Origin of the sequence: Campylobacter sp. (assembly GCF_020024835.1) — a bacterium.
Taxonomy (GTDB): Bacteria; Campylobacterota; Campylobacteria; order Campylobacterales; family Campylobacteraceae; genus Campylobacter_D.
Genome location: NZ_JAHHTD010000012.1, coordinates 1 through 12,560 on the forward strand (window position 1 = coordinate 1; position 12,560 = coordinate 12,560).

12 protein-coding genes are annotated in these 12,560 nt (G+C 26.1%); 10 read left to right on the plus strand and 2 right to left on the minus strand.

Annotated features, from left to right (window positions below; genetic code table 11):
- Window positions 1–89 precede the first annotated feature (89 nt).
- The 10 genes from QZ429_RS03275 to msrA all read left to right on the plus strand — a co-directional run bounded on the left by QZ429_RS03275 (window position 90) and on the right by msrA (window position 9,834).
- Window positions 90–1,406: an MATE family efflux transporter gene (locus QZ429_RS03275; protein WP_291951027.1), complete on the plus strand. Its 1,317-nt coding sequence runs from the start codon at window positions 90–92 to the stop codon at window positions 1,404–1,406.
- The gene (locus QZ429_RS03280) at window positions 1,382–2,047 is read left to right on the plus strand and encodes a SprT family zinc-dependent metalloprotease (protein WP_291951031.1); all 666 of its coding nucleotides are present in this window, start codon (window positions 1,382–1,384) and stop codon (window positions 2,045–2,047) included. Before QZ429_RS03275 ends, QZ429_RS03280 begins: the two co-directional genes overlap by 25 nt.
- 97 nt (window positions 2,048–2,144) lie before the next feature.
- Window positions 2,145–3,662 (plus strand): hypothetical protein, encoded by a 1,518-nt coding sequence (locus QZ429_RS03285; protein ID WP_291951034.1) that lies wholly within the window; start codon window positions 2,145–2,147, stop codon window positions 3,660–3,662.
- Window positions 3,643–5,841 (plus strand): carbamoyltransferase HypF, encoded by a 2,199-nt coding sequence (gene hypF / locus QZ429_RS03290; RefSeq protein WP_291951037.1) that lies wholly within the window; start codon window positions 3,643–3,645, stop codon window positions 5,839–5,841. Before QZ429_RS03285 ends, hypF begins: the two co-directional genes overlap by 20 nt.
- Before the next feature lie 58 nt (window positions 5,842–5,899).
- Window positions 5,900–6,622 carry a hydrogenase nickel incorporation protein HypB gene (gene hypB, locus QZ429_RS03295; RefSeq protein ID WP_291951040.1) on the plus strand — a complete coding sequence of 241 codons (723 nt, stop codon included), beginning with the start codon at window positions 5,900–5,902 and terminating at the stop codon, window positions 6,620–6,622.
- Window positions 6,622–6,903: a HypC/HybG/HupF family hydrogenase formation chaperone gene (locus QZ429_RS03300; RefSeq protein ID WP_291951043.1), complete on the plus strand. Its 282-nt coding sequence runs from the start codon at window positions 6,622–6,624 to the stop codon at window positions 6,901–6,903. Before hypB ends, QZ429_RS03300 begins: the two co-directional genes overlap by 1 nt.
- Complete coding sequence (hypD, locus tag QZ429_RS03305; RefSeq protein ID WP_291951045.1) at window positions 6,890–7,975, plus strand: hydrogenase formation protein HypD; 1,086 nt, start codon at window positions 6,890–6,892, stop codon at window positions 7,973–7,975. The genes QZ429_RS03300 and hypD overlap by 14 nt, the downstream gene beginning before the upstream one ends.
- Before the next feature lie 8 nt (window positions 7,976–7,983).
- On the plus strand, window positions 7,984–8,955 hold the full coding sequence (hypE, locus tag QZ429_RS03310) for a hydrogenase expression/formation protein HypE (protein ID WP_291951048.1): 972 nt from the start codon (window positions 7,984–7,986) through the stop codon (window positions 8,953–8,955).
- On the plus strand, window positions 8,955–9,296 hold the full coding sequence (locus tag QZ429_RS03315) for a hydrogenase/urease maturation nickel metallochaperone HypA (RefSeq protein ID WP_291951049.1): 342 nt from the start codon (window positions 8,955–8,957) through the stop codon (window positions 9,294–9,296). Before hypE ends, QZ429_RS03315 begins: the two co-directional genes overlap by 1 nt.
- Window positions 9,297–9,318: 22 nt before the next feature.
- Window positions 9,319–9,834, plus strand: a complete 516-nt coding sequence (gene msrA, locus QZ429_RS03320; RefSeq protein ID WP_291951051.1) for a peptide-methionine (S)-S-oxide reductase MsrA — start codon at window positions 9,319–9,321, stop codon at window positions 9,832–9,834.
- Window positions 9,835–9,963: 129 nt separating this feature from the next.
- Here the strand turns inward: msrA and tpx are convergent, their stop codons facing one another.
- Window positions 9,964–10,482: a thiol peroxidase gene (gene tpx, locus QZ429_RS03325; protein ID WP_291951053.1), complete on the minus strand. Its 519-nt coding sequence runs from the start codon at window positions 10,480–10,482 to the stop codon at window positions 9,964–9,966.
- Window positions 10,483–10,537: 55 nt separating this feature from the next.
- Complete coding sequence (locus QZ429_RS03330) at window positions 10,538–12,556, minus strand: ATP-dependent helicase (protein WP_291951055.1); 2,019 nt, start codon at window positions 12,554–12,556, stop codon at window positions 10,538–10,540.
- Window positions 12,557–12,560: the final 4 nt, after the last annotated feature.

The following is a 12,560-nucleotide window of genomic DNA, read 5'->3' on the forward strand; positions in this document are numbered from 1 at the left end:
CTTTTAGAAGTAGATAAAACATAATTTTTAACTTAAAAAAAGTGTTTTTATTTTAAAATTATTATTTAAATTTTAAATAAAGATTAATTATGGCCTCTAAACAACTTTCGCTTAAACATCTTAGTATGCCTATATTGCTTGAGATGTTTTTAAGATATTTTTCGTTAATTATAAATACCATAATGGTTTCTCAATATTCTAATTTTTTAGTTGGAGCTATGGGTGCTGGTAATCAAGTAGCAGATTTGTTTATTATAATTTTTAGTTTTTTAAGTGTAGGGTGTAGTGTAGTAATATCGCAAGCCTTAGGAGCTAAAAATTATATTCTTGCTTTAAAAACGATTTATCAAAGTTTATTTTTAAATACCTTAATAGGCTTAGTATGCGGGGTATTAATTTTTTGGTATGGAGAATTTTTACTCTATCTTTTGCAAATTCCGCAAGAACTTTTAAAAGATAGTCAAATTTATTTACAAATGCTAGCAATTTGTTTGTTTTTTGACGCTATTGGCATAGTTTTAGCAGCAATTATACGAGTTTATAATATGGCTTATTGGGTTATGTTTGTAACTTTATTTATGAATATTGTGATTTTTATAGGAAATTATTATGTTTTGCATTTTACTAAATTAGAGCTTTTTGGAGTAGGGCTTAGTAATATATTAGGTCGTATAGTTGCCTTTATAATGTTAGTTTGTATATTTTCATTTAAACTCAAAATTCATCTAAAATTTAAAGAGATGATAAAATTTGAAAAAGAAGTTTTTAAAAAAATTTTTAATATAGGTGGCTTTGCAGCTGGAGAACATTTAGTTTGGTTTGTCCAATATACTATAGCATTTGCTTTTGTAGCAAGTTTAGGTAAAGAAAATTTGAGTGTTCAAACAATTTATTTTCAAATATCATTACTTATTATGTTAATAGGGCAAGCAATCAGCGTAGCTAATGAGATTATCATTGGCAAATTAGTAGGTGCTAGATATTTAAATATCGCATATAAACATACGTGGGTGGCGTTATATTTTAGTGTTATAGCAAGTGCTTTAGTGGCTTTGCTTAATTTTATTTTGCAAGATTTTACTATGGAAATGATTAAGCTTCAATATGACTTAAAAAAACTTATGGCACCACTTTTTACACTTTCTATTTTTTTAGAAATCTTTAGAACTTTTAATATAGTTATGGTTAATTCGCTTAGAGCCACAGCAGATGCAAGATTTCCTTTTTTAAGTGGAGTGGTATTTATGCTTGGTGTTTCTTTACCAGTAGGGTATGTATTGTGTTTTTATGCTGGATTTGGAATTTTAGGCATATGGATAGGATTTTGTGCTGATGAATGCTTAAGAGGAATTGTAAATTCATATAGATGGAAAAGTAAAAAATGGCAAAAAAATATTTTAGTATGAGAGGTTTATTAAATTTTAAAGAATTTGAAATTCAATTTGAAAGAAAAAAGGTTAAGTATTTAAGATTAAAAATTGATAGAAATTTAGATCTTAAGCTTACTATTCCTTTGTATTATAAAGATACAAATGTATTTAATTTTTTAGAGAAAAATGAATCTTGGATTAAAAATAAATATAAAGAAATTTTATCTAAGAAAGAGGTTTTATCTAAAAATGAAATATATTTTTTAGGTAAAAAATATATTGTGATTTATGATGAAAAAAATATTAAAACTTTTATTAAAAAATCACAAATTTTTACAAAAAATACTCAAGATTTAGAAAATTTTAAAAAGAAAAGTGCTAAAAAAATTTTTGAATTTTTAATAAAAAAATGGCAATTTGCCTTTGAAAAAAAAGTGCAAAAAATTAGCATAAAAACTATGGTTTCAAGATGGGGTTCTTGTAATCACAAAAAAGCTTATATTAATTTAAATTTAAAACTCATACAAAAACCTGTAAAAGCTATAGAATATGTGATATTACACGAGCTTACGCATTTAGTTTATCCTCATCATAAAAAAGAATTTTATAATTTTTTATACAATTTAATGCCCGATTATAAAGAAAGAGAAATTTTGCTTAAAAATTTTACTTTTTGAGAAATTAAATAGAAAAAATTTAAATTGATATTTTTAAGCTTTCCTTAGAATTAAAATTGCTATATTTATGCTTTAATTTAATCTTTAAGGTTTTATTTTGTTTTTAGAAATTACTTTTGATTATAAATGTAAAAATAATATATTTGAATATCTTTTGTTTTATTATGCTCAAGATTATGATTATATTTTTGAGCAAAAAGATGGTAAGATTGTTATTAAAACAAATGGTGAGAAAGAGCAATTGCAAGCTTTTTGTAAAAATTTAGAAAAAATTAGTCATAGTATTTTTTTAGATAAATTTGATTTAAAAATAATAGATGAAAAGCTTGAAATTTTAAAACCTATTAAGAAAAATTTTAGCACAAGAGCATTTTTAACAAGACTAAATGCTAATGCCTATACTCAAGGTGAGCTCATCGAAAATGAGTGGGGAGTCTTTGTCAAAGAAGAATTTAAAATTGAAAATGAATTTGTAAAAATTACTAAAGAAAATTTTAATATTTTTTTAAAAAAAGCTTTAGAAAAATTAAAAAACAAACAAAAAATAGAATATAAAAATGATAAAGGAATTTATTCTTTTGAAATTTTTGATAAAAATTTAGATGATTTTTTAATGCCAAGTGATCCAAAGCATATAAATGCTTTTTTTTCTTGCAATGATGAGCAATTTAAAATCCTAGCAGGTCTTGAAAAGCCTTTAATGAAATTAAAATTTAATGCTATTTTTAGGCAAAATCACGATATTAAAAATAATTATTTTAAAATTAAAATTTATGATAATTTATTTATTTTTGCTTTATGCTATGAGCTTGAAAAAGAGGGGGTAAAATTTTTAAATTTTAAAAAAATACAACATTTTGAAGATGAATTTGAAGTAGCTTTAGTCGAAAAAAATATGTTTGTTTTAAGAGGTTTTGATTATATTTTACCTGAATTTAAAAATTTAATTTTTCAAAAAGAAGATAAAAATTATGCACGAATTTCTTGTGTATTATCTGATTTTAAAGAAAAAAAACCTTTGCTTTTAGAACTTAGTAAAAAATATGATGATATTATATTATTAGATAAGCAAGTGAATTTATTAAAACTTAATTTACCAGCAAGTTTTAATGAATTTTATGAATTATCTAAACAAGATGAGACTGCTAAGAGATTATTAGAAAATTATCAAAAAGAATTTGTATTACCGCAAATGAATTTTAATTTAAACAATAGTTTTTTTGGAATTTTTTGTATGATAGGGGTGATATTAGAGCTTGATAAAGAGCTTTTGCAAGCTGGATTAAAACTTTTATCTTTGTCAGATGAAAGTAAAATGACAAAGGGAGTTAGGATAGATTTTAAATTTAACAATCAAAAAGAATTTGATTATGCTAAAACTTTAAAAAGCGTAATGAGCTTTAAATTAGCCGGTGTTGAAAATCAAATAATAGCTTTAGGCGTAATAGAATCTTTAGCTTATTTTTTAAGAGATATATTTGATGATTTAAAAGCAAAAGATCAAGCAGACTTTGTGGTATTAAGCGGTAGTTTGTTTGAGCATAAAAGTTTAAGTAAAAATATTTTTAAACATATACCATTTTTTAAGATAAGCGATGTCCCACTTTGGATATGAACTTTGCATTAAAGGATTAGTTCAAGGGGTTGGTTTTAGACCTTTTGTTTATAATCTAGCTAAAAAACTAAATCTTTATGGAGAAGTTTATAATAACAGCTTAGGAGTGATTATAAGACTTCAATGCGAAGAGCTTTTGCTAAAAAATTTTAAAAATCAATTATTAAAACAGCTACCAAAATTAGCAAGAATCGATCAAATACAAATTCTAAAAGTAAATTTTCAAAAAAAATATGAAGATTTTTCTATAAGCTCATCTAAAGATACTATTAAATTTAGTCCTATTTTAAGTGATTTTTCACTTTGTAAAGACTGCCAAGATGAATTTTATGATAAAAAAAATCCTCGTTATAAATATCCTTTTATTACTTGTATTAATTGCGGTCCTAGATTTTCGATTATCAAAAAACTTCCATATGACAGGATAAACACTTCTATGGATAAATTTAATATGTGTTCTTTTTGCAAAAATGAATACAAAGATCCTTCAAATAGACGCTTTCACGCACAGCCATTGTCTTGTCCTAAATGTAAAATTAGTATTTTTTTAAAAGATAAAAATAAAAATATATTAGCAAAAGATGAGCAAGCTTTTTTTATGCTTTCTAAATTTTTAAATGAAGGTAAGATTATCGCTTTAAAGGGTATGGGCGGATTTCATCTAATTTGTGATAGCACAAATGAAAATACCATTAATGAATTAAGAAAAAGAAAAAATCGCAAAAAAAAACCTTTTGCTATTATGGTAAAAGATATACAAATGGCAAAAAAATTAGCTCATATTGATAAAAATGAAGCAAAACTTTTGCAGTCAAATTTAAAGCCTATTGTGATATTAAAAAGCAAAAATATTTTAAAAAATTTAGCTCCAGATACAGATAAAATAGGCATTATGTTAGCTTATATGGGAACACATTTGTTATTATTTGATTATTTTGATAAACCTATTGTGGCAACTAGTGCAAATCTTAGCTCACAAAGTATTATTTTTAAAGAGCAAAAACTTTTAGATAAACTTCATAATGTATTTGATTTTTATCTTGATTATGATAGAGATATTATAAATTCAAGTGATGATAGCATTGCTCAAGTGATTGATGATAAGGTAATGTTTTTAAGGACTTCTAGAGGCTTAAATCCTTTTTATTATCATTGTAAAAATATTTTTAATTGTGATGAAAATATTCTTGCTTTAGGTAGTGAATTAAAAAATGAATTTGCTTGTTTTTTTAAAGGTCAAATTTTCATATCTCCTTATATGGGAGATATGAAAGATTTAGATATTCAAGATAGATTTTCTAAAATGTTAAATTTTTTAAAAAATTCTTATGAGCTTGAATTTGATCAAGTTTTATGCGATAAGCATCCACATTTTTCATATATAAAAGATTTTAAAAATTATAAAAAATATTTTATACAACATCATTATGCACATTTATGTGCGTGTTTATTTGAACATAAAATTTATGATGAAGATGTTATAGCTTTTATTTTTGATGGGACAGGATATGGAGATGATGGCAATATTTGGGGTGGAGAAATTTTTAAAGCAAATTTAAAATCTTATGAAAGATTAATTCACTTTAAAACTTTTAAACTTATAAATAGCGATATTAAAAATATATTAAATTTAGCTTTAGCTTTAATTTTTAATTTCAAATTAGAAAAAGAAGCAAAAAAAATTTTATCTAAATTAGATACTATAAAATTAGAAAATTTACATAAAATTTATGATCAAAGCACTTTATACACCAGCTCACTTGGTAGAATTATCGACGCTTTTGGAGTTATTGCTTTTGATATAAAAAAGCTTGATTATGAAGCACAAGTTGGATTATTGTTTGAAAAATATTACAATCAAGACCTTGATTATAGTTATAAATTTGATATAAAAGAAAATGAAATTTGTATTAAAAATGCTTTTTTGCAGGCACTAAAAGATGATGATAAAAGTAAAATTAGTACAGGATTGCTAAATGGCATAGCTAATTTAATTATTGAAATTTCAAATTCTTATACACAAAAAATTATTTTAAGTGGTGGTGTGTTTCAAAATAAAACCTTGCTTACTATTTTAAATAAAAAACAATTTTCTTATAAAACTTCTTTAAGATTTCCTTGTAATGATAGTTCTATAGCCTTAGGACAACTTGTGCATTATTTATCATTAAAAACTTGATAAAACTCATAAATTTTTAATACTTTTAAAGATAAAATAAAACAAAAAAAGGATTAATATGTGTAAAGATTGTGGTTGCTCTATAAGCGAACATAAACATCATAATGAAAACCTTGCCTTAAAAGATGAAAAAACTATTAGTGTTATTAGTAAAATTTTGTCAAAAAATGACCATCAAGCTACTCATAATAGAGAACATTTTAATAAGCATAAGAATTTATGTATTAATCTAATGAGCTCTCCTGGAAGTGGAAAAACTACACTTTTAGAAGAAACTATAAAAACTTTAAATGATGAATTAAAAATCGCCGTCATTGAAGGGGATTTAGAGACAAATAATGACGCAAATCGTATCAAAAATGCAGGTGCTTTAGCCCATCAAATCACCACAGGTCAAACCTGTCATTTAGACGCTTTTATGATACACGAAGCTTTGCATAATTTTAAACTAGATGAACTTGATATTGTGTTTATAGAAAATGTGGGAAATTTAGTTTGCCCTGCAAGCTATGATTTAGGCGAGCATTTGAATGTCGTTTTACTTTCAGTAACAGAAGGCCATGATAAAGTTGAAAAATATCCTGTAATGTTTAGAAAAGCTGATTTGCTTATTGTTACTAAAGCTGACTTAGCTCAATATTTTGACTTTGATTTTGAGCAAGTTTCACTAGCAGCTAAGAGATTAAATCCTAAAATAGATATAATGATTTTAGATAGCAAAACAAGAACAGGTTTTAATCTATGGATTGATTATTTAAAAATAAAAAAGGAATTAAATTAATGTGTCTTTCAATACCTTCTAAAATTTTAGAAATTGATGAATTAAATTCGGCTGTAGTGGAAACTTTAGGTGTAAAAAGGCGAGTAAGTTTAGATTTGATAAGTGAGCCTTTAGAAATTGGCGATTATGTTTTAATCCACGTTGGTTTTGCGATGGAAAAAATAGATATCCAAGCTGCCCAAGAAAGTTTAAAGATTTATGCAGATATTGCACATAAAATGGATAATGGCAAAATTAATGACTATGAAGGAGATATGGGTTTAAAAGATGGATTTAATTAATGATTTTAGAGACAAAGAAAGAATTTTAACTTTAAAAGAACTGATTGCTTCTAAAGCTACTAAGCCTATTAATATAATGGAAATTTGTGGCGGTCATACTCATAGTATTATGAAATTTGCCTTACCAAGTTTGCTTCCAAAAAGTATTAATTTTATACATGGACCAGGGTGTCCTGTGTGTGTGATGCCAAGAAAACGTATTGATATAGCTTTAAAGCTTGCTAGTATGCCAAATACAATTTTTTGTGTTTTAGGAGATATGTTAAAAATTCCAGGAAGCTACGAAAGTTTAATCGATCTTAGAGCAAAAGGTGCTGATATTAAAGCGCTTTATACTCCTTTAGAAGTTATTGATATTGCTTTAAAAAATCAAGATAAAAATATTATTTTTTTCGCCATAGGCTTTGAAACGACAACTCCTATGAGTGCTTTAATCATTCAAAAAAGTATAAAATTAAAATTAAAAAATTTATTTTTTCATATTAATCATGTGTTAGTACCACCTGCGATAGAAGCTATTATGCAAGATAAAAAAGTTAAAATAGATGCTTTTTTAGGTCCTTCGCATGTTAGCGTAATAACTGGTTTAAATATTTACAAGCCAATAGCTCATAAATACAAAACTCCTATAGCAGTAAGTGGCTTTGAACCTGTAGATATTATGCTTGGCATATTAAATATAATAGAACAAATTAATGCTAATACTTATGAGGTGTATAATGAATATCATAGGGTTGTTAGCGAAGAAGGAAATAAAAAAGCTCAAGAGCTTATAAAAAATTTTTTCAATCCCTGTGATTTTGAATTTAGAGGACTTGGGATTGTCAAAAATGGTGGGCTTTGTCTTAAAGATGAGTATAGTTTTTTAGACGCTAATAAAATGTTTGATTGCGAAGTAGAAAGTAAAGATGAAAGCAAAGCTTGTATATGTGGTCAAATTTTAAGAGGACTAGCAAAACCTTATGATTGTAAAGTTTTTGCTAAAGTATGCACTCCTAAAAACCCAATAGGAAGCTGTATGGTATCTAGCGAAGGAGCTTGTGCAGCTTATTATAAGTATTATCAAAACTAAGGATTTAAATGGATAAAATTACTTTAGCTCATGGTGGTGGTGGCGATGAAATGAATGCTTTAATTAGTGAAATTTTTTCTATTTTTGATAATGATATATTAAGAGAATCAAACGATGCAGCAATATTAAACGACATAGCTTTTAGCACGGATTCTTTTGTATTAAATCCTATTTTCTTAAAAGATATTGATATAGGAAAATTATCTGTTTGTGGAAGTGCAAATGATGTTTTGATGGTGGGAGCAAAACCACTTTATTTGTCTTTAGCTTTAATTTTAGAGGAAGGATTTGAGTTTGATAGTTTAAAAACTATCTTAAATTCTATTAAAAAAGAATGCTTAAAATCAGATATAAAATTAGTTTGTGGAGATACTAAAGTTGTCCCTAAAAATAAAGGCGATAAAATTTATATTAATACTTCTTGTGTAGGTAAAATTATTAAAAAAATATCCACAAAAGATATACAAAGCAACTTAAGTATAATAGTTTCAAGAGATATTGGAACCCACGGATGTGCTGTTTTAGTTGAAAGAAATAATTTACAAGCTAATATAAAAAGTGATTGTAAGAATTTAAAAGCTGAAGTAGAAGCTCTTTTAAAAGCAAATATCAAAGTAAAAGCTATGCGTGATGCTACACGCGGAGGGCTTAGTGCGGTGTTAAATGAATGGAGTTTATTAAGTGGTTTTGAACTTTTAGTGTATGAAGAAAAAATTCCAGTTTGTGATGAAGTTTTAGGAGTGTGTGAGCTTTTTGGATATGAGCCTTATGAACTTGCAAATGAAGGAACTTTTGTTTTATGTGTGGAAAAAGAAGATGAGTATCGTGCTTTAGAAATCTTAAAAAAATTTAATCATAATGCAAGTATTATAGGTGAAGTTACTACTATAAAAAAATCAAGAGTAATTTTAGAAAATAGCTATGGGGCAAGACGTATTTTAGAAGCTCCTAAGGGTGAACTCTTACCGAGAATTTGTTAATGCACGAATTAAGTATCACAGAATCCTTGCTTGAGCTTTGTGAAGAATATGCTCAAGGTAAAATTATAGAAGAAATTCATATAAAAATAGGGCGTTTAAGCGGTGTAGAAACATCACTTTTAAAAAGAAGTTTTGAAACATTTAAAGAAAATAGTTTAGTATGCAAGGACGCTAAAATAATACTACACTTACAAGAAATACTCATAGAGTGTCAAAAATGCCATTTTAATGGAATTTTAGAAAATAATATTTTCTGGTGCCCAAAATGTGGAGATAAAAATTTGAAAATTATTGATGGAGAAGAGCTTTATTTAATGCGACTTGTTTTAAAAGAAAATTGATATTTTTAGGAGCAATTTAAAAATGTGTTTTGTTTTATCTAAAGAAATTATCTTAGGTGGTGGTTGTTTTTGGTGTGTTGAAGCTGTTTTTGATGGAATTAATGGAATTTTAGCTAGTGAAGTTGGCTATAGCGGTGGAAGAGATAATCCAACCTATAAAAGTGTTACAAATGGTGATGGAAATATAGAAGTTGCAAAACTTACTTATAATCCAAGTCAAATTTCATTAAAAGAAATTTTAACTATATTTTTTAAAATACACGATCCAACAAGTAAAGATAAACAAGGAGCTGATGAAGGGATACAATATAGATCAATTATCTTTTATAAAGATGATGAAGATTTAAATATCATTAATAATTTTATCCAAAATGCTCAAAAAAAATATTCAAAAACTATAGTTACTAAAGTTATTAAGTTGCAAAAATACTACAAAGCTGAAGAATATCATCAAAAATATTTTAAGAAAAATCCAAATCAAACTTATTGTCAATTTGTGATAGCTCCAAAGCTTGAAAAAATTAATATTTATCGCTAAGTTTTTTAAATTTAATAAAACACACCCATAATAACTTACTTTGCTATGAGATTTATTATTAATCTTAAAAATTTATAGTAAAAACTAAGCGATAATAATATTTTGTAGAAAAATTAAACAATCTCAAAATTAGCAACAGGAACAACCATTACAATTTTGACTAAAAAAATTCTCTAAAGCTTGCATATTTGGAAGTTCAGTTACTTCTTTTACTAATTCTTTATAAGCGATTATGCCATCTTTTATGACAAATACAGCTCTTGCTAAAATTCCCTCTAGCGGACCATCTATCATTAAAACACCATATTTTTTACCAAATTCTTTTGAAGCAAAATCACTTGCGACTACTAAATTGTCTATTTCTTCAGTTGAACAAAAACGACCCATTGCAAATGGCAAATCCATACTTACTACAATCACTTCAGCATTAATGCTAGCTGCTCTTTTATTAAATTCTCTTGCTTCTGCTGCACATACTGGAGTATCTAAACTTGGAACACTAATAATAATTTGAGTTTTGCCTTTTGGAGCTATTTCAATGTCAAAAAGATCTTTTGCTTTTAAGATTATATTTGGAGCCACATCACCAACTTCAAGGCTATTTCCTTGTAGTTTGACTTTATTTCCTTTAAATAACACCTCACTCATTTTTATATCCTTTTAAGATTTTCTTAAATCATAATATAAAAAAATTAATACAATCTTATTCTTTACACATACCTGCTTCTATCAAAAAACAAGAAGGTTGATAATTGTTTTTTTTGATTTTATCATACTTGGCATAGCTTAAGTATAAAGTATCTTTAGCCCTAGTTACTGCTACATAAAATAATCTTCTTTCTTCTTCTAAACTACCACCCATTTTCATAAGTTTTTGATTTGGAAATCGTCCTTGAGCAAGATCTATTACAAATACAAGTTCAAATTCAAGTCCTTTGCTAGCATGGATACTTAGTAAATTAACACCATTGCCACTACTCATTTCATTTGCCCCTAAAGTCAAAAAATTGTAATACTTATAACTATCACTATAATTTTTTGCAAGTTCTTTTAAAACCATCATTTTTGCATTAATTTTTTCTAAAATTTCATTTTTTTTATTTAAATCTACATTAGAATTTTTATTTGTAGCTCTTTTTGTAGCTAAAATATTACAAATTTCTTGAAAATATTCATTTTCTAAAATTAAATTTATAAGTTGTGTTGAAATTTTACATTCATTTGCTTTCTTAACAAAAAGATATAATTTTTCTAAATTTTTCGCACAATGTTCATTGATTTTAGAAATACTCAATACAGGATGAGTATTAAATTCGCTTTTTAATTGAAATCTAGCTGGATATGCTAATTCTTCTAAATCATCAAAAAGTCCTAATTGGTAACTTTGTTTTTTATGTTTTTTTAAACTAATGCTTGTATCAGGAGCTAAAAAACCTTTTACTAAATTAGAATGTCCAAGTTTTAAAAACGCATCAAATATATCTTTTGCTAAAACTCCCCCGACACCTTTGGTGTATTCAAGTAAATGTATAAAAGCCATAATATCTTTTGGATTTAATATTATTGCTAGCATAGAACAAAAAGCTTTCACTTCTAAGCTTTCAAAAAAACTTCTGCTACCCTTTCTTTTGCTAGATATCCCAACCTCTCTTAAAGCTACTTCAATACCATCTGCGCTAGAATTGTTTCTAAAAATTACAGCAATTTCATTTAAATCAACTCCACTTTGTAAAATAACTTTTGCTATAGTTGAATATTGATCAAAAAGTTCATTAAAAGTTAGTAGGCTTGGTGTTTTAAAATTTCCTTCCCTTGTAACAATCAATTCTTTTGGATACAACCTTTCATTATTTAAAATAACTTTATTTGCTAAAGCTAAAATATTTTTACTTGAGCGATAATTTTTATTTAAAGTAAAAATTTTAGCATCTAAAAATCTATCTTTAAAACTTCCTATGATGGAAATATCAGCACCATTAAACGCATAAATACTCTGATCATAATCTCCAACACAAAATAAACTTTTACTATTAAAAGCATCAATTAAAGAACCTTGTAATGCGTTAGTATCTTGATATTCATCAACTAAAATTTCATCAAAATCAAAATTATGAGATCTTAAATTTTGTTTTAGCTTAATTAATAAATCATTAAAATCTACATAATTAAATCTTTCTTTTTCTTCTTCATACTCTTTTAAAATATCTTCATAAATTTCAGCATAAACAGCTTGTTCATTATAATTTTGGCAAAACCACTCATAAAAACTATCTAAATTTGTATTGGTATTTTGAAACAAAGAATATATATCATATAAATAATTAGACATATAAGGCTTAATATCGCTTAAATGATGAAAAGTTCTTTTTTCAAAAATAGATCTTAAAAGAATTCTTAGCTCACTTGCTTGTTTTAAAATAATATTATGATTTAATTCTTTCAAAAGAGTATATGCAGTGCTATGAAAAGTGCCTGCTGTGATTTTAGAAGTGATACTTTTATCAAAATATTTTCCAAGCCTTCCTATCATTTCCTTGCTTGCTTTATTAGTGAAAGTAAGAAGCATAATTTTTTCTGGCTTTATATTGTTTTGTAAAAGATAAGCTATCCTTGCGACTATAGTTGATGTTTTGCCCGTGCCAGCACTTGCTATAACAAGATTATGTCCAAATGATGCACAGGCTGCTTTATATTGCTCTTCATTTAAACGAGATAAGGGCATAATT

Bases quoted from the DNA above. Each gene is read 5' to 3' on its own strand.
- hypB (WP_291951040.1), top strand. From the start codon at position 5,900: ATGTGTAAAGATTGTGGTTGCTCTATAAGCGAACATAAACATCATAAT.
- msrA (WP_291951051.1), top strand. From the start codon at position 9,319: ATGTGTTTTGTTTTATCTAAAGAAATTATCTTAGGTGGTGGTTGTTTT.
- QZ429_RS03330 (WP_291951055.1), bottom strand. From the start codon at position 12,556: ATGCCCTTATCTCGTTTAAATGAAGAGCAATATAAAGCAGCCTGTGCA.
- QZ429_RS03300 (WP_291951043.1), top strand. From the start codon at position 6,622: ATGTGTCTTTCAATACCTTCTAAAATTTTAGAAATTGATGAATTAAAT.
- QZ429_RS03315 (WP_291951049.1), top strand. From the start codon at position 8,955: ATGCACGAATTAAGTATCACAGAATCCTTGCTTGAGCTTTGTGAAGAA.
- QZ429_RS03275 (WP_291951027.1), top strand. From the start codon at position 90: ATGGCCTCTAAACAACTTTCGCTTAAACATCTTAGTATGCCTATATTG.
- tpx (WP_291951053.1), bottom strand. From the start codon at position 10,482: ATGAGTGAGGTGTTATTTAAAGGAAATAAAGTCAAACTACAAGGAAAT.
- hypF (WP_291951037.1), top strand. From the start codon at position 3,643: ATGTCCCACTTTGGATATGAACTTTGCATTAAAGGATTAGTTCAAGGG.
- hypD (WP_291951045.1), top strand. From the start codon at position 6,890: ATGGATTTAATTAATGATTTTAGAGACAAAGAAAGAATTTTAACTTTA.
- QZ429_RS03280 (WP_291951031.1), top strand. From the start codon at position 1,382: ATGGCAAAAAAATATTTTAGTATGAGAGGTTTATTAAATTTTAAAGAA.
- hypE (WP_291951048.1), top strand. From the start codon at position 7,984: ATGGATAAAATTACTTTAGCTCATGGTGGTGGTGGCGATGAAATGAAT.